Origin of the sequence: Gluconacetobacter sp. (assembly GCF_047721585.1) — a bacterium.
Lineage (GTDB): Bacteria > Pseudomonadota > Alphaproteobacteria > Acetobacterales > Acetobacteraceae > Gluconacetobacter > Gluconacetobacter dulcium.
In genome coordinates this window covers 1-17,305 of sequence record NZ_JBDNXE010000091.1, presented here as the reverse complement: position 1 = coordinate 17,305, position 17,305 = coordinate 1, and the positions used below count along the sequence as shown (strand labels likewise).

The 17,305-nt window shown below is 66.5% G+C and carries 14 protein-coding genes; 6 read left to right on the top strand and 8 right to left on the bottom strand.

All coding sequences use genetic code 11. The features are described 5' to 3' along the window. Positions 1–19: 19 nt before the first annotated feature. Entirely contained in the window at positions 20–847 is an 828-nt protein-coding gene (locus ABF821_RS14965) for a helix-turn-helix domain-containing protein (RefSeq protein WP_415530569.1), read from the top strand. Between the two features lie 528 nt (positions 848–1,375). Here the strand turns inward: ABF821_RS14965 and adhP are convergent. Then, positions 1,376–2,404 carry an alcohol dehydrogenase AdhP gene (gene adhP, locus ABF821_RS14960; RefSeq protein ID WP_415530568.1) on the bottom strand — a complete coding sequence of 343 codons (1,029 nt, stop codon included), beginning with the start codon at positions 2,402–2,404 and terminating at the stop codon, positions 1,376–1,378. 293 nt (positions 2,405–2,697) lie between these two features. Between adhP and ABF821_RS14955 the strand changes: the two genes are divergently transcribed. The 3 genes from ABF821_RS14955 to ABF821_RS14945 all read left to right on the top strand — a co-directional run bounded on the left by ABF821_RS14955 (position 2,698) and on the right by ABF821_RS14945 (position 6,231). Beyond that, positions 2,698–4,365, top strand: coding sequence for a phospholipase C (locus tag ABF821_RS14955; RefSeq protein ID WP_415530567.1), 1,668 nt, complete (start codon positions 2,698–2,700; stop codon positions 4,363–4,365). Positions 4,366–4,477: 112 nt separating this feature from the next. Further along, a complete protein-coding gene (locus ABF821_RS14950) occupies positions 4,478–5,794 on the top strand; it encodes a cytochrome-c peroxidase (protein ID WP_415530565.1) in 1,317 nt (438 codons plus the stop codon). A gap of 83 nt (positions 5,795–5,877) precedes the next feature. Then, positions 5,878–6,231 carry a RidA family protein gene (locus ABF821_RS14945; RefSeq protein WP_182973469.1) on the top strand — a complete coding sequence of 118 codons (354 nt, stop codon included), beginning with the start codon at positions 5,878–5,880 and terminating at the stop codon, positions 6,229–6,231. A gap of 112 nt (positions 6,232–6,343) precedes the next feature. On the opposite strand, the gene ABF821_RS14940 is transcribed toward ABF821_RS14945, so the two are convergent. The 5 genes from ABF821_RS14940 to ABF821_RS14920 all read right to left on the bottom strand — a co-directional run bounded on the left by ABF821_RS14940 (position 6,344) and on the right by ABF821_RS14920 (position 11,966). Further along, positions 6,344–7,438 carry a branched-chain amino acid aminotransferase gene (locus tag ABF821_RS14940; RefSeq protein ID WP_415530564.1) on the bottom strand — a complete coding sequence of 365 codons (1,095 nt, stop codon included), beginning with the start codon at positions 7,436–7,438 and terminating at the stop codon, positions 6,344–6,346. Positions 7,439–7,582: 144 nt separating this feature from the next. Then, the gene (bla, locus tag ABF821_RS14935) at positions 7,583–8,440 is read right to left on the bottom strand and encodes a class A beta-lactamase (RefSeq protein WP_415530563.1); all 858 of its coding nucleotides are present in this window, start codon (positions 8,438–8,440) and stop codon (positions 7,583–7,585) included. A gap of 64 nt (positions 8,441–8,504) precedes the next feature. Then, entirely contained in the window at positions 8,505–9,347 is an 843-nt protein-coding gene (locus tag ABF821_RS14930; protein WP_415530562.1) for an NADPH-dependent oxidoreductase, read from the bottom strand. After that, positions 9,340–10,782, bottom strand: coding sequence for an NAD-dependent succinate-semialdehyde dehydrogenase (locus ABF821_RS14925; RefSeq protein WP_415530561.1), 1,443 nt, complete (start codon positions 10,780–10,782; stop codon positions 9,340–9,342). The genes ABF821_RS14930 and ABF821_RS14925 overlap by 8 nt, the downstream gene beginning before the upstream one ends. Positions 10,783–10,955: 173 nt before the next feature. Beyond that, complete coding sequence (locus ABF821_RS14920) at positions 10,956–11,966, bottom strand: MYG1 family protein (RefSeq protein ID WP_415530560.1); 1,011 nt, start codon at positions 11,964–11,966, stop codon at positions 10,956–10,958. 173 nt (positions 11,967–12,139) lie between these two features. Here ABF821_RS14920 and ABF821_RS14915 point away from each other — a divergent pair, with 173 nt between their 5' ends. Then, complete coding sequence (locus ABF821_RS14915) at positions 12,140–14,131, top strand: tetratricopeptide repeat-containing sulfotransferase family protein (RefSeq protein WP_415530559.1); 1,992 nt, start codon at positions 12,140–12,142, stop codon at positions 14,129–14,131. Between the two features lie 147 nt (positions 14,132–14,278). Next, positions 14,279–15,916 carry a glycoside hydrolase family 44 protein gene (locus ABF821_RS14910; RefSeq protein WP_415530557.1) on the top strand — a complete coding sequence of 546 codons (1,638 nt, stop codon included), beginning with the start codon at positions 14,279–14,281 and terminating at the stop codon, positions 15,914–15,916. 31 nt (positions 15,917–15,947) lie between these two features. Here ABF821_RS14910 and ABF821_RS14905 read toward each other — a convergent pair whose 3' ends face one another. Together ABF821_RS14905 and ABF821_RS14900 are read right to left on the bottom strand one after the other, a co-directional pair. Continuing rightward, complete coding sequence (locus tag ABF821_RS14905) at positions 15,948–16,643, bottom strand: NUDIX domain-containing protein (protein ID WP_415530556.1); 696 nt, start codon at positions 16,641–16,643, stop codon at positions 15,948–15,950. Positions 16,644–16,783: 140 nt separating this feature from the next. Further along, the gene (locus tag ABF821_RS14900) at positions 16,784–17,101 is read right to left on the bottom strand and encodes a hypothetical protein (protein ID WP_246401602.1); all 318 of its coding nucleotides are present in this window, start codon (positions 17,099–17,101) and stop codon (positions 16,784–16,786) included. Between the last annotated feature and the right edge of the window lie 204 nt (positions 17,102–17,305).

Below are 17,305 nucleotides of genomic sequence, written 5' to 3'. Positions count from 1 at the left end.
CAATCCATTCTCATCCTGATTGACGCGCTCTCTCACCCAGATTGTCGCGCTACACCTGAGCGTTCTGCCAGACGGCGATCTCTCTCTTCTGGATCAGGCCGATACCGTCGTCATTCCCGGCTGGCGCGGTCCGGACGCCCCCGTACCCGATGATCTCGCGGCGGCTCTGCGGGCAGCCCATATGCGTGGCGCACGGCTCGTCTCGATCTGTTCGGGCGCTTTTGTCCTTGCCGCCACCGGCCTGCTCGACGGGCGTCGTGCCACGACACACTGGCACCACACGGATGTTCTGGCGCGAACCTATCCAGAGATCAGGGTCGAACCTGATGTGCTGTACACGGAGGACGAACGGCTCCTTACGTCTGCCGGGAGTGCTGCGGGCCTCGACCTCTGCCTGCATGTGGTCAGGCAGGATTTCGGTGCCCGGATCGCCAATCAGGTGGCCCGCCGGCTGGTCATTCCCGCTCACCGGGACGGCGGTCAGGCACAGTTTATCCCACGTCCGGTGGCGAAGCATGCGGGGCGCCGCCTCGCAACGATGCTCGATATGATTCGCGGACGCCTGCACGAGCACTGGCCGGTCGAACGGATGGCGTCCGAGGCGGGAATGAGCCCGCGCGGTCTGCATCGCCATGTGTGCGACGCCACAGGTCTGACGCCGCTGAACTGGCTGCTCAACGAGCGCGTCGCGCGGGCGCGGGAACTGTTGGAAGAAACGCGATTGCCAGTAGCGGAAATCGCGCATGTGACCGGGTTCGGATCGGAGGCCGGGTTCCGCAAACAGTTTCGACGCATCACTGGTTTGACCGCGAGCGACTATCGCAGAAGGTTCGATGCGACGGAGTGAGCGAGAGCGAAGAAAAGGATTTTCCCAATTCGACCGCCTGGAATGGCCTGCGATATGCATGGAGGGGGCGAAAGCCACCAAAAACAGGCAGCACAGGCTTCAGGTTGGTGGCCGATCGCAAGGCGCCGGACAGCATTCCACCGAAGCGTGGCGGGTATCCTGCGCGCGATCGAGGACGGGATGTATGGAGCCTGCGATGAAGGCGCGAATGCAGGAGCCTTGGCCCAGGAAGGCCGGGATCGCCGCCCACATGGCCGACAATCCCGACGGACTTGCCGCGCGTGCCCCCCAAACCTCTCGGACCGCTACCGGCTCAAGGCGCCCCGGCTGGCGGAAGCAATCCGCGCGCCGACCGGGGGCATTGTGCCGACGCCTGCTCTCACCGGGGCCAGTGTCCCCCCTGTGCTGCGAACTGACAGCGATCTTCGATCTGGCGAACGGCGGCGCAGCCCATCGTACCAAAGGCGGGAGCAGCACAAAGCCGGAAGGTTCCGCCCTTATGACAAGGGCTTATGCCCCCACCACCCGTCACCCCCGCAGGTCGAGCACCTTGCGTCCCTGCACGTTGCCCGCCTCCAGATCGGCGAAGATCGCGTTGATATTCTCCAGCCGGTCGGGCTCGATGACGGTCTTGACCTTGCCGTCGGCGAAGAACGACAGCGCCTCGATCATGTCCAGCCGCGTGCCGACGATCGACCCCCGCACCGTGGTCCCTGCCATCACCATGTCGAAGATAGAAATCGGGAATTCCCCCGGCGGCAGGCCATTCAGCACGATCGTCCCGCCGCGCCGGGCAAAGCCCATCGCCTGCGCGAAGGCGGTGCGCGAAACCGCCGTCACCAGCGTGCCATGCGCCCCGCCCACCTGCGACTGGATATAGGGCGCGGGATCGACCGACCGCGCATTCACGGTCAGCGCCGCCCCCAGCACCTTGGCGGTCTGCAATTTCTCGTCGTCGATATCGATCGCGATCACGTTCAGTCCCATGGCCACGCCATACTGCACCGCCATCTGGCCCAACCCGCCCACGCCCGAAACGGCGACCCACTGGCCCGGACGGGTCTCCGTCATCTTCAGGCCCTTATAGACCGTCAGCCCCGCGCACAGCACCGGCGCAACCTGCATCGGGTCGATATTCTTCGGCAGATGAGCCACGTAATTCGGATCGGCCACCACATATTCGGCGAAACATCCGTTGACGGTGTAGCCCGTATCGTCCTGCGTCGGGCACAGCGTCTCCCACCCGCCCAGGCAATGTTCGCAATGGCCGCACGCCGAATACAGCCACGGCACGCCCACCACGTCGCCCTGCTTCACCCATTTGACGGCGCTTCCCACAGCCACCACATGCCCCACACCCTCATGTCCCGGCACGAAAGGCGGCTTCGGCTTCACCGGCCAGTCCCCACGGGCGGCATGCAGGTCGGTGTGGCACACGCCGCACGCATCCAGCCGCACCAGGATCTGGTCGGCACGGATCGTCGGAATATCCAGTTCCTCGATCGTCAGCGGCTTGCCGAATTCACGGACGACGGCGGCCTTCATCTTTCCGGTCATGCTCGTTCCTCACAATGCAGGGGTGGCGCACCGAGGGCGCGACGCAGGAGATATTAGCCCGTCTGCCCGCAGCGGACCCTGATCTACGTCAAGCCCCGACGCACCCGGCATCATCAAGAATTCACACTCTTCCGCTCCCGTTCCATGATGGCCAAGGCCGGAACGACGCCCTATAGAACGAAGGCCGACCGCCGGGGCCGCCGCCGGAACGGCGATGGCCCGGAGATGATCGTCCCGCACGATCGGTCCGCTCCGGGGCCGCAGAACCGCAAACCGCAGGATACGCGCCCGGCATGATCTCTTCCCGCCCCGTTCGCCTCGCCAGCGCCCTCGTGGCCCTGCTGGCCACCACCCCCGCCCTGGCCGCTCCTGCCCCGAATACGCTGGCGACAAAGCCCGAAACGGCAACGCCGATCAAGCATCTGATCGTCGTCTATGACGAGAACGTCTCGTTCGACCATTATTTCGCCACCTATCCGCAGGCCGCCAACCCGCCCGGCGAACCCGCCTTCACGGCCCGGCCCGGCACCCCGCCGGCCAATACGCTGGTCACGGCGGGGCTGCTGACCAGCAACCCCAACGCCGGTCCCGCCAACGGCGCCGACGCCAGCCTGCCGTTCCGCCTCGACCGCACCCAGGCCGCCACCGCCGACCAGAACCACGCCTATACGGCCGAGCAGATGGCCTATCATGGCGGCAAGGCCGACCTGTTCCCCCTCCATACCGGGCGCGGCACCCCCGGCGGCGTGGGCGCGTTTGGCACGCGCGGCCAGGTGATGGGCTATTTCGACGGCAACACCGTCACCGCCCTGTGGCAGTACGCCCAGCATTTCGCCATGAGCGACGCCACCTACACCGACACCTACGGCCCCTCCACGCCGGGCGCGCTGGAAGTCGTCGCGGGCCAGACCAACGGCATGCTGATCGTCCGGACGACGCAGAAGCCCGCCACCAAACACGCCGCAACGCCCTATATCGCCGATGGCCAGGGCGGCTGGACCATGATCAACGACATCGACCCGGCCTATGATGTCTGCTCGGTTCCCGGCAATCAGGTCACCATGCGCGGCCGCAATGTCGGCGACCTGCTGAACCAGGCCGGCATCACCTGGGGCGGCTTCATGGGCGGGTTCGCGCTGGACATCCGCAACCCCAACGGCACCACCGGCTGCGCCCGTTCCACGCCCTCTCCCGTGGTCGGCCAGACGATCACCGACTACATCCCCCATCACAACTGGTTCCAGTACTATCCCAGCACCGCCAACCCCACCCACGCCCGCCCCAGTTCGGTCGCCGCGATCGGCCACACCTTCGCGGCGGACGGCGTCACGCGCGATCCGGCCAACCACGAATACGACCTGCGCGATTTCGCCACCGTCCTGCGCGCCGGCACCCTGCCCGCCGTCTCGTTCATCAAGCTCCTCGGCTATCAGGACGGCCACGCCGGCTATTCCGACCCGCTGGACGAACAGCAGGGCCTGGTCGAAGTCCTGAACATGGTGCAGCAGCGGCAGGAATGGCGCGACACCGCCGTCATCATCGCCTGGGACGATTCCGATGGCTGGTACGACCACGCCTTCGTCCCCCCCACCCGCTCCTCCAGCGACCCCGAGGCCGACCAACTGGACGGCCCCGGCCGCTGCGGTGGCAGCGCCCCCCGCCCCATGGGCGTCGATGGCCGGCCCGTCAACGGCCGCTGCGGCCCCGGCACCCGCATCCCGCTGCTGGTCGTCTCCCCGTGGGCGAAGACCAACCATATCAGCCACGTCCTGCTGACCCAGAGTTCGATCACCCGCTTCATCGAAGACAACTGGCTGCACGGCACACGCCTGGGCGGCGGCTCCTTCGACGCCGACGCCGCCGACCTGCGCGACCTGTTCGATTTCACCCAGCCGCCCCGGATGGGCCGTCTGCTGCTGGACCCTAAGACCGGCGAACCGCGCTCCGCGATTGCTCGTTAGGCATCGCAAGCCACGCAGGGCGCTGCCCTGCACCCGGAAGGGGACAGTCGTCCCCTTCACCCCTCGGGGTTATGAGATATCGACAATTTCGAGATCTATCTCGACATATTCAATGTTTTTTAGAACATTCCTTTTCCTTGCACTTCTGGCCTTACCGGCTCTCGCCGCCGGCGCGCCCCCGGCCGCCTGCCTGCCGACGCCCGATGGCGGCAATCCCTGCCCCGTCGCGCTGCATCGCCCGGCCGCCGCCCCCCTCTCGGCAATGGCGCAGGTCGGGCGCAGCCTGTTTCACGACCCCGCCCTGTCCGGATCGGGTCGGCAGTCCTGCGCCTCCTGCCATGACCCCGCGCATCATTACGCCCCGGCAGGCCCGGCCGCCGTCGCCCTGGGCGGCACCGACCTGACGCGGGACGGGCTGCGCGCGGTCCCGACCCTCACCTATCTGGAAACCCGCCCCAATTTCAGCATCGGCCCCGACAATGCCGAAACCGAAACCGCCACCACCCCCTCCGCCACGGCCATCGGTCCGCACGGCGCCAAGACCGCGCAGAACAACGCCGCGTCCGCCGTCAACATGGTCCCGCAAGGCGGCCTGTTCTGGGACGGCCGCGCCGACACCCTGCAACAGCAAGCCAACGGCCCCCTCTTCAACCCCGACGAAATGGCCTCCAGCCGCGCCATCGTCCTGGCCCGGCTGAAACACGGTCCCTACGCCCCGATGCTCCGCCGCCTGGGCGGCCCCGCCGTCGCCAGTTCGGACAATCTGCTGCTGTCCGAAGCCCTGTTCGCCATCGCGCGCTACCAGATCGAAGACCCGGCCTTCCACCCCTACGCCAGCCCATATGACGACTGGCTGGAAGGCCGGCTGCGCATGACGCCGGCCCAGCACCGGGGCTACCTGCTGTTCAACGACCCGGCAAAAGGCAATTGCGCCGCCTGCCACCCCGACCGCCCCAAACCCGACGGCACGCCCCCGCTGCTGACCGACCATCAGTTCGAGGCCCTCGGCGTCCCGCGCAACCGCACGCTGTCCGCCAACCGCAACCCCGCCTTTTACGATCTGGGACTATGCGGCCCGGTCCGCACCGACATGGCAACCCGTGCCGACATGTGCGGCCTGTTCGTCACGCCAACCCTGCGCAACACCGCCGCCCGCCACGCCTTCTTCCATAACGGCATCTACCACACGCTCAATGAGGTGCTGGATTTCTACGTCCTGCGCGATGTCGCCCCCGAGCGGATCTACCCCAAGGACGCCAACGGCCAGGTCCTGCGCCAGGACGACCTGCCGCCCGCCTACCGCACCAACCTCGACATCACGGACGCCCCCTTCGACCGCCACCCAGGCGACGCCCCGGCCCTGACCCCACGCGAACGGCAGGACATCATCGCCTTCCTGCGCATGCTGACCGACCGGCCGACACACTGATCCGTCCACCGAGACCCATCTGTCACGGATACGTGTGTTATTCTATCGTTCGCCCCCTCGACCCACGAACAGAGAGACCACCCATGAGTCCGATCACCCGCCTGCAACCCGAAACCCGCCTGTGCGGCGCGACGATCCATAACGGGCTGGTCTATCTGGCCGGCCAGGTCACCGATGATTCGTCGCTGGATATCGAAGGGCAGATGGCCGACATCCTGCGTCAGGTCGACGCCCTGCTGGCCGAAGCAGGCACCGACAAGAGCCGCCTGCTCTCGGTCCAGCTCTTCCTGGCCAACATGGACGATCTGGACGCCATGAACCGCGCCTGGGACCAATGGCTGGATCGCGGCAACAAACCGGCCCGCGCCACCGTCGAGGCCCGACTGGCCGACCCGGCCTGGCGCGTCGAACTGACCGGCATCGCGGCATTGCCCTGAAGACCAGGGGGCTCAGCCCCTTGACCCCGGCAAAGGCCGGCGGCCTGTGCAAACCGGTTCGTTTATTCAGTCAATTGTAACGGCGGGGCTGAACGCCCCGCCTTGGCATCAATCAGTCGACGCGCTGGACCCAGCCATAGGGGTCCGGGCGCTGGCCGCGCTGAATGCCGATCAGCGCCTCGCGAAGCCCCTCCGTCACCGGATCGGCCCCATTCCCCGCACCGATCACGATCTCGCCCCGATGCCCACGGAAACGGCCGATCGACGTCACCACAGCCGCCGTACCGCAGGCAAAGGCTTCCTTCAGGCGCCCGCTGGCCGCGTCTTCATAGCACTGGTCGATGCTGTAGCGTTCCTCGCGCACCGTCAGCCCCTTGTCGCGCGCCAGCGTCAGCAGCGCATCGCGGGTAATGCCGGGCAGGATCGTCCCCCCCAGCGGCGGCGTGACCAGCGTGCCGTCATCCATCACGAAGAAGATGTTCATGCCGCCCATTTCCTCGATCCACCGATGTTCGGCGGCGTCCAGGAACAGCACCTGATCGCACTTCTGGTTCTTCGCCTCGCGCTGGGCCAGCAGGCTGGCGGCGTAATTGCCACCGCACTTGGCCGCACCGGTCCCACCGGGGGCGGCGCGGGTATAATCCTCCGACACCCACACCGACACGGCGCCACCGCTGAAATACGCCCCGACAGGCGATGCGATGACGATGAACAGATATTCCGAGGACGGCTTCACCCCAAGGAACGCCTCGTTGGCGATCATGAACGGCCGCAGATACAGGCTGGCGCTCTCCCCCGACGGAATCCAGTCGCGATCCGTCTTCACCAGCTCGCGCACCGCCTCCAGGAACAGCGCCTCGGGCACGTCCGCCATGGCCATGCGCTCGGCCGACTGGCGGAAACGCCGGGCATTGGCATCCGGGCGGAACATCACCACGCCACCATCGGCGGCGCGATACGCCTTCATGCCCTCGAAGATTTCCTGCGCATAATGCAGCACGGCCGCAGCAGGATCGAGCGCGATCGGCGCCCGCGCCTCGATCGTCGGATTATGCCAGCCCTGCCCTTCCTTGTAGCGGACGACCGCCATGTGGTCGGTAAAGACGCGCCCGAACCCCGGATTGGCCAGCAATTCCGTACGCTGCGCGACCGATACCGGCGCGGGGTGCGGAATATGCGTGAAACGGAATTGATCGGCGCTATCCATGATCCTGCTCTCTCACGACGAAACGGCGCGTGCCGCATGCACGACGCAACAGGCACGCACCCCACGGCACGTCCCGACCGGTCAGAGTCCCCAGATCACGCGGCACGTCAAGCCCGCGCCGCCGCGCATCAGGCCGGCAGACGGTTACAACAGCGTCGCCGCCACATGCCGCCCGATCCCCGCGAAGAGCGCCGCAAACTGCGCATCATCCGGCGCACCCCCGCGCGTATAGACAACCATGACGATCGGCCCGCCCACCCCAGGCCACGCAATCGCAATGTCGCCGGCGGCGTCCTTGCCATTATTCCCCGTCTTGTCGCCCACGACCCACTGGCCCGGCAGGCCCGCGCGCAGGCGGTTCTTTCCGGTCTGGCAATCGACCAGCCAGGTCTTCAGCATCGCCCGCGCCCCCTCGGAGAGCACATCCCCCAGCACAAGCTGTCGCGCGATTCCCGCCATCGCCAACGGCGTCGTCGTATTCCGCACCCCGCCCAAGGGCGTGCGATTGAGAAAAGGCTCGACATCGTCAAGGCGGGTCACATCATCGCCGATCGACCGCCAGAACCGCGTCAACGCGGCGGGACCACCGATCCGCGTCAGAAGTTTGTTGGCACAGACATTGTCGCTGAATTCGACAGCCCCCGCGCACATCTCGCGCACCGACATCGCGCCCCGGCCCAGATTCTCTTTCGCGACAGGCGCATACATCCCCCCGATGTCGGCGGCCGTAAACGCGATCACCTCGTCCAGATCCGCGTCCCCCCGATCGACGCGCGCCAGCACGCATGCGGCCAGCGAGGCTTTGAACGTGCTGCACATCACGAACCGTTCGCTCTGCCGCCAGGCAAAACGCTTTCCGCTGGCAATATTCAGGGCAAAAACGCCAACCCGCCCGCCCGTCGCGCGTTCATAGGCCGCGATCGCGCCCTCCGCCGGCGCCCGCGCGCACGCCGGGGACACAAGCAGGACCGGAACAGATCGAAGCAAATCGCGACGCCGCATGCGCATCATCTCCATCGCAGCAAGATCAGATCAATACACCCACGCCATGCCCGCACGGCACGACCTATCGCAGCGCAAATCCCAGCGCAGCCAGCGCCTCACGCAACCGGTCGCGGCCATTCAGCGATTGCGGGCCGGCCACGCGCCGCACCATGGCATCCGACCACGCACGCGGCGCCAGCCCCTGCTCGCGCTGAAAGGCTTCGTCGATACCGTCATACCGACCGACCGCCGCGTCCTCGCCCGACACATCGTAGCACTCGCGATGCAGCACGACCGCCTGCGGCAGGCGCGGCTTGATCGCGGCGGGCCGCGCCGTATCCGGATACCCCACACACATGCCGAAAACCGCCATGCAGCGATCCGGCAGCCGCAGTTCGCGCGCCACCTGTTCCGGGTGATTGCGCAGGCCGCCGATATAAACGATCCCCAGCCCCTGCGCCTCGAAGAAAGCGGCCGCGTTCTGCGCCGCAAGCGCCGCATCGACGACCCCGACCAGAAAGGTCTCCAGATAATCCAGCCCCTCGGTGGCGTGCGACAGCCTCGCCCCCAGCCGCGCCAGTCGGGAGAGATCGACCAGCCACGCCAGAAACAGCGGCGCCTGACGGATATGCGCCTGCCCACCGGCCAGTTCCGACAGGCGGGCGCGCCGCTCGGCATCCTCGACCGCCACCACGCTCCACACCTGAAGGTTCGAGGACGTCGAGGCCGACTGGCCAGCCGCCATCGCCCCTTCCAGCACGCCCTCGGGCAACGGATCGGGCCGATAGGCCCGCACCGAGCGATGCGCCATCAGATGCCGCAGCATCGCCTCGTCCGGCAAAGCCCCCGGCGCGACGCCCTCGCGATAGCGCGCCGCCCACAGCGCCGCCAGACTGCCGGCCTCAAAGGCCGCCGTGTCAGACATAATCTCGGATCGTCACGAAACGGGTGTCCAGATAGGCATCCAGCGCCTCGCTGCCGCCTTCCGAGCCATAACCGGAATCGCCGATCCCGCCGAACGGCACCTCCGGCAGCGCCAGCCCCAGATGGTTCACCGTCAGCATCCCGGCCCGCACCTCGTCGCGCAGGCGGGCGGCCGTGGGGGCCGCGCCGGTAAAACCATAGGCCGCCAGCCCGTATGGCAGGCGATTGGCCTCGGTCAGCGCCTCGTCCAGCGTATCGAACGGATTCATCAGCGCCACCGGGCCGAACGGCTCCTCATTCATGATCCGCATGTCGGTATTCAGGTCGGTCAGCACCGTCGGCGCGAAGAAATAACCGGCATTGCCGATCCGCTGACCACCGGTCACGATCGTCGCCCCCTTGCCGGTCGCATCGCCGATCAGGGCTTCCATCGCCTCCACGCGCCGGACATTGGCCAGCGGCCCCATTTTCGTATCGGGCAGCAGCCCGTCACCCACGCGGATCTCCCTGGCCACCGCCGCGAACCGCTCCACGAACCGGCCGAAGACCGGACGCTCCACAAGGAAACGGGTCGGCGAGACGCAAACCTGCCCGGCATTGCGAAATTTCGCCGCCGCCAGCGTCGCCGCCGCATGGTCGATATCGGCATCGGCACAGATGATGGCCGGCCCATGCCCGCCCAGTTCCATCGTCGCCCGCTTCATGTGCGACCCGGCCAGCGCGGCCAGCATCTTGCCCACGACGGTCGAGCCGGTAAACGTCACCTTGCGGATCGCCGGATGCGCGATCAGCGTCTCCGAGATTTCGGACGGCGTGCCATAGACCAGCCCGATCACCCCCGCCGGCACCCCGGCATCGGCAAAGGCGCGGATCAGCGCGGCCGGCGAAGCCGGCGTTTCCTCCGCCGCCTTGACGATGATCGAACAGCCGGTCGCCAGCGCCGCGCCGACCTTGCGCACCACCTGGTTGACCGGGAAATTCCACGGCGAGAACGCCGCCACCGGCCCCACCGGGCTGCGGATCACCGTCTGGCTCACCCCCACCGCGCGCGACGGGATCAGCCGCCCATAGGCCCGGCGCCCTTCCTCGGCCAGCCAGTCGATCGTATCCGCCGCTCCCAGCAATTCCGTCCGCGCCTCGGCCAGCGGCTTGCCCTGCTCCTGGGTCAGGACCGGCGCAACGTCATCGACCCGCGCCCGCAGCAGCGTCGCCGCCTGCCGCATGATCCGGTAGCGTTCGAACACCGACATGCGGCTCCACACCGCAAAGCCCCGTTCGGCGGCCGCCACGGCGGCGGCCAGATCAGGCTGGCCGGCATGGGCCACCCGCCCGATCACCTGCTCGGTCGCAGGGTTGACCACGTCGATGAACCGCCCATCCTGCGCAGCAATCCACCGACCGTCGATAAACAGCAAGGTATCCGGATAAGACGACATGGCAGAGAGCCTCCAGCAGTTGGGCGAACGGGGCGGGAGCGTGCCGCATCCCCCTCTGCCGGTCAAAGAGACTCAGTCCCTGCCCGCCGCCGACCGGGCGGCCCACGCCTCACGGAGCGCGTCACGCTCTCCCGGCAAGGCAGCGGCAGACGGATCGACGGGGAATGGCGAAATCAGGGCGCGCCGATCTCCAGCGCCCGGCGGGCCATGGCCACGGCACCCGCCCGGCTGCGCGCACCGCAGATGAACCGCGCCGGATGCGCGAAGGCCGCATCCCCGATCCCCGAGACATCGGCCAGCGCCTGGCCTTCCAGCCCGCCCCACGCTTCCGGCAACGAGACACGCTGGCCGAACTCCCCCCGTGCCGGCGGCACCGCCTTCACATTCCACTGGCCGCCACCGGCCGGCGAGACGACATAGACGACAGGCAGATCGCGCTCGAAAATCACCTTCTCGGCCGGCATCCCCGTCTCCAGCACCAGAATGCGCTTGTCTTCGGCCAGCTCATAGGCACGCAACACACGCTCCACAGCCTTCAGGCTGGCCCGCGCACGATCGACAACCCCGACCAGATACCGCGCCACGATCCCGGCCGCATCGGCGAAGCCGGTCATTTCGCGCTTTCCCGCTTCCTCGGCGCCATACAGTTCGGCGGTGTCCCAGGCCGCACCGCAGGTCGAAACGATCTCCGCCAGCGACAGCCGTCCCATTTTCGCCACGCCGTTATCATCCAGATCGACCGGCAGGATCAGCGCCTTGTCGACGGCCTGCCAGATGGCGGCCGCCATGGCGTCCTCCACAGGCTCGGCCAGCATGTTCCGGATCGCGGCCAGGCCATAATCCTTCCACAGCAGCCCCGCCGCGCTGTAGGGCGTACCGTCCTCGCGCAGCGGCTTGTTCTTCATGTGGTGGTCGTACCGCCCCGCCGCCGGATCGTACACACCACCGACATCGAACACGATCTCCGCGGCCTGGATCAGCCCCGGCACGCGCGAGCGCGTAAAGGACAGCCGGTCCTCCGGACCCTCGCCCAGAAGCCGCGCCCGCAGGTCCCCCTGCGGCGCAAGCGCATAATGAAGGATGACGTAACCCAGCGTCTCGTCGGCATGAAAATTGCCCGAATGGGTCAGTGCCCTGACGGGTGACGCCTCATGACCGAGACCGATTGGTGTATGTTCCGCCATATTCAGGGACCTGCCGACATTTCGGGGGGGATTGTTTCAGGTGCCCCTCATGCCCTACCGGCCGGCGCGACACAACACGCCTTCCAGATGACAGACCCACGGCCCCACGCATATCCTGACGACCGGCCGCCCGGATTGACAGCCATACCGGCTTAAACAACTATCCTGTCGGCATGCGCGAAACAAACGAGGATATCCAGCCTGCCGCTGGCGAGGCCGCGTCTGGCTGCCTGCCCTCGGGCACCGCCATCCCCACCGAGGCGACGACCGACGACGCTCTCCGCTACGCCCTGACACGCCTCACCCAGGCTCCGGATCATCCCGAAGGCCTGTTGCTCATGGGCACGATCCATACATGGCGGAAGCAGTTCGAACAGGCGGTCCCCCTCCTGCGACGCGCCACGACCTTGATGCCCGACAATGCGGAAGCCTTCAACACGCTCGGCCTGGCGCTCCATGAATCCGGAAGAACAGAAGAAGCCATCAGCAGCTTCCGCAAGGCCATCGACCTGCGCCCTTCATTCCCCGACGCGCGGGCACGCCTGAAGCAGGCCCTGGCGGCGCGCGGCCACACCACGGATAATATCGAGCAATACCGTGCGGTCCTGGCGATCGAAGCCCGCATGGAGGCCATCGCCCGCCACCGCGCGGCCCTGGCCGCCGATCCACAGGACATGGCCGCCCTCACCGGCCTCGGCCATGCGCTGCACGCGGCCGGCCGACATGAAGAGGCCGCCGAGCCGTTCCGCACGGCATTGACCCACACGCCAGCCTGCCCCGACGCGGCGCGCAATCTGGCTCAGGCCCTGGTCGCGCTCGATCGTCTCGACGAGGCGATTGCCTGCTATCGCTCCGTTCTGGAACAGGACCCAAGCCTGCACGCCATCCACGCCGCCACGGGAACGCTGCTGCGCAAAGCCGGGCGCCACGCCGAGGCCATCCATCATCTGGAACAGGCCCACGCCCTGCGGCCGGACGACGCGCCGATCCACGCCGCCCTGGCCCAACTCCTTCAGGAACAGGGGCATATCGACGCGGCGATCGCCCACCGGCGTCAGGCCATCGCCCTGGCACCGGAGGAACCGAGCCATTATCTGGCCCTCGCCCGCCTGACGAAACTGGCGCCCGACGATCCCGCGCTGGCCGCCATGCACGCCCTGGCCGGGCGCGAAGAGGCGCTTGACGACCGTGGCAGGATGTCTCTCCACTTCGCACTGGGCAAAGCACTTGCCGACCTCGGCCGAAATCAGGAATCGTTCGACCATCTGCTGAAAGCCAACGCGATCCGCCGCCGCCTCGTGCCCTATGACGAAAAGCCGGTCGCCCGCGCGGCAAAGGCCGTGCGTGAGCATTTTACCGCCGAGGCCCTGGCGGCGACCGCCGGAACCGGCCATCCCTCGTCACGCCCGATCTTCATCGTCGGCATGCCCCGATCGGGCTCAACACTCGTCGAGCAGATCCTGGCCAGCCATCCGGACGTGTATGGCGCCGGCGAAGTCAGCACGCTGACCGATACGCTGAAGGACGCGGCCAGACGGTTTCCGACGTGGCAGGTCGGCACCCCGCTAGCCTGCCTGAGTGCGCAGGACCGACACGCCATCGCCGAAGAGTATCTCCAGCGACTGGACAAACTGGCAGCAATCGACTGTACGGGCGACCACCCGCCGGCACGCATCACGAACAAGATGCTGGATAATTTCTTCCATATCGGAATCATTCGGCAATTGTGGCCCAATGCTCGGATCATCCATACCTGTCGCGATCCGATCGACACCTGCCTGTCCTGTTTCTCGATTTCCTTCGACAATCTCGATTTTACGTTCGATCTGGGCGAACTGGGCCGTTATCATCGCCAATATCAGCAACAGATGGCCCACTGGCGGCAGGTCCTGCCGGCAGACGCGATCCTGGACGTCCATTACGAAGACGTCGTCGAGGATCTCGAAGCCAATGCGCGACGCATCATCGCCTGGTGCGACCTGCCATGGAACGATGCCTGCCTGCGCTTTCACGAAACCCGGCGCCTGGTCAGGACATCAAGCGTCGCGCAGGTCCGCAAACCGCTCTATCGCACGGCCGTGGGGCGCTGGCGCCCCGATAACGAGACGTTGCGTCCCCTGCTCGAAGCTCTTGGAACGGGCATTCCGAAAACCGACTACAATTGAAAAACTGTTTGAAAAATTGTCCTGTCGGGCATCGGAGCGTCGCGGCCTTGATGGCCACCCGCCACGCAGCACAGAAAACGCGAGGCGAGTCTCCGACAGCGGCACTCCGCAAACAGCCCGCAGGGTACCATGATGGGCGACAAACCAATGCGTAAAGCAGCCTCTGCCCTCGTAGCCGCCTTTGTCCTCCAGTTCGCGCATGCCCGCGCCGACACGCATGCGGTCGAAATTGCCGTCGATGCGGCGGCGGGGCGTCATCCGATCAGCCCGCTGATCTACGGCGTCAATTTCGGTTCAGCCGCCGTCCTGCACGATCTTCGCGCCCCCATCACCCGTTCCGGCGGCAACAATGCCAGTTCGTACAACTGGCGCCTCGACGCCCGCAACACCGATGCAGACTGGTTCTACGAAAGCCTGCCATGTCCACCAGATGACGCAACCGCCCAGTTCGGGCCACGCTTCATCGCCACGGCCAGAAAGAGCGGCGCCATCCCGATGGTGACGATTCCGATGATCGGCTGGACTGCGAAACTGGGTCCGAACCACGCGCGCCTCGCCAGCTTTTCCATCGCGAAATACGGGCCGCAGCAGGCACACGACGCCCAATGGTTTCCCGACGCGGGAAACGGCCGGGCGCCCGACGGCACGCCCATCGCCCACGCCGACCCGCACGATGCCGAAACCCCGGATACCCCTGCCAACGAACACGCCCGCGTGGGGCAACTGGCGGCCGGCTTCCCCCGCCGCGCCATACGCTATTATATCCTCGATAACGAACCGAGCCTCTGGCACATCACCCATTACGACGTCCATCCCATCGGCGCCCACGCGCAGGAAATCGCCGACAGGAGCATTCTCTATTCCAGGGCCATCAAAAGCGCCGATCCACATGGGCTGGTCGTGGGGCCGGAGGAATGGGGCTGGACGGGCTATCAATATAGCGGCTTCGACCAGCAATACGACACACAGCACGGCCTGGCCCATCCACCCGATCGGGAAAACCAGACACAGGGCCAGGATTATGTTCCATGGCTGCTGACACGATGGAAAGCCGCCGGTCATCCGATCGACGTGTTCAGCCTGCATTTCTACCCGCAGGGCGGCGAGTTTTCCGATTCCGATTCCCCCACCGTCGCACGCGCCCGCAACCGCTCGACCCGCGACCTGTGGGACCGGCACTACAAGGACCCGACCTGGATCAACAGCGTGATCGCCCTGATTCCGCTGATGCGGCAATGGGTGGACCGGTATTATTATCCCGGCACCCCCATCGCCCTGACGGAGTATAACTGGGGCGGCGAGAAGCTGATGAACGGCGCGACGGCCCAGGCCGATCTCCTGGGCATCTTCGGCCGGGAACGGCTCGATATCGCCCTGCGCTGGACGGCACCCCAACCGGGGACGCCGGTCTACAAGGCCATGAAACTCTACCGCAATTACGACGACCAGGGCGATGGGTTCGGCGAGACGAGCATCCAGGCCGCAGTACCCGACGCCGACCGGGTGTCCGCCTTCGCCGCCCTGCGCGCCAGGGACGGCGCAACGACGGTGATGGTCATCAACAAACAGCTCGACAGCATGGCCGATGTCTCGTTGTCGCTGGCCCATGAGTCCGACACCGGCACGGTGGAAACCTGGCAACTGGCGGATAACAGGATCGTCCACCTGGCGCCGTCCCGCTACACGAACGCCCGGCTCCACGCCTCCCTGCCCCGCCAGAGCGTCACCCTGTTCCTCCTGCACCCCACCGGAAAGAGATCACCGGGAACGCAACCCAGGCGATGACCAGCCTTCGGGGAAGCAGGGGCACCAGGCGCTAGACGGACTTCCTGGCCCGATAGAGATGGTAGGACAACAGGGTCTTGGCATCCGTCCGGCCCAGGCGCGGAATATCGTCCAGTGCGACCACATGCAGCCGGATCGATTCATGCTCGGCCGCGTTCCCGGTCCGCCGTCCATCCAGCGCCCGCATCGTCGCCTCGTCGATCTCCAGATCCACGGCATAAAGGGTAATTGCCTCGTCACAGCCGCCGGGCGACGGCCATACCGTCGTCAGCTCGATCAGCCGCTCGGCAGGCACGACCAGATCGGGGCCGACTTCCTCGGCCAGTTCGCGCAAGGCGGTGCTGACCAGATTTCCACCGTCCACCATCCCGGCCGGCAGTGCCAGCAGGTCGGGGCAGGCCACCGGCAGGCGCGCCTCGCAGGTCAGGATGGTTCGCGGGGCCTGACCGGGGCAATGCAGCACGACCAGAACCGAGACCGCATCCCCACGCAACAGCGCGGCGCCGGGCACCTTCCGCCCCTCATGCCACGCATCGGCATCGACCAGGATAAATCCCACCCGCGCCCCGAAAAAGACCACATCCCGCACCACGATGCCGCGCAGGTCGAAGCGCGCGGCCGCCTGCTCCAGCCAGCGGCGGAAATGCGGCGCCGCCCGCACGTCGGCGCGCCGGTCCTCCGGCACGCCGGCCGAGAATGCAATCGGAATGTGATCGATCGGCACCATGCCGGCTGCCTCCTTTTGAAGCGGGTCGCAACATCCCATGCACAAGCCTGATGGAATCCGATCCGTCCGACCGTCTTCCCCGACATCACCCACAGGATTGTCCCCATTTCTGTGGATAAATGCCAGAGCCCGGCCCGTGGCTATTCGCACACCCCGCGATGTTCGACCTCCCGCCACAGATGGACATAAAGCCGCGTATCGAACCGGGGGCGGATGAACATGCGCCGCACCGCGCCAAGACCCGTGGAGGTGAAATAGGCCCGTGGCGGCCCCTCGTCGGCCGCGACCCGCAACAGGCCACGCGCGACCAGATCGCGGATCGCCGCCGGAATACGCGGCTGCCCCGCCAACGGCCCGCTTTTCCATGTCGGCAGGATAATGCCCGCCGAAAGCGAGGGATTGCTGCCGGAATAGGTCCCGAAAGACCAGCGAATGAACCGCTCCTCGGAGCGGGTCATGCCTGTATCAACCATTGTGAAGACTCGCGTTCTTGTTTTTTTACGTCCGCACCGGCCGCCTTTTTTGGGAGGCCGCCCCCGATTTCAAGGTCAGCACGACCGAAACGCAAGACATTCTTTGCGGCGACGTACACGAGTCCGACTCTTGACAAAGAGTTACGAACGCAGGCCGTGTCGGACAGACCGAATCACCCCCACCGAACC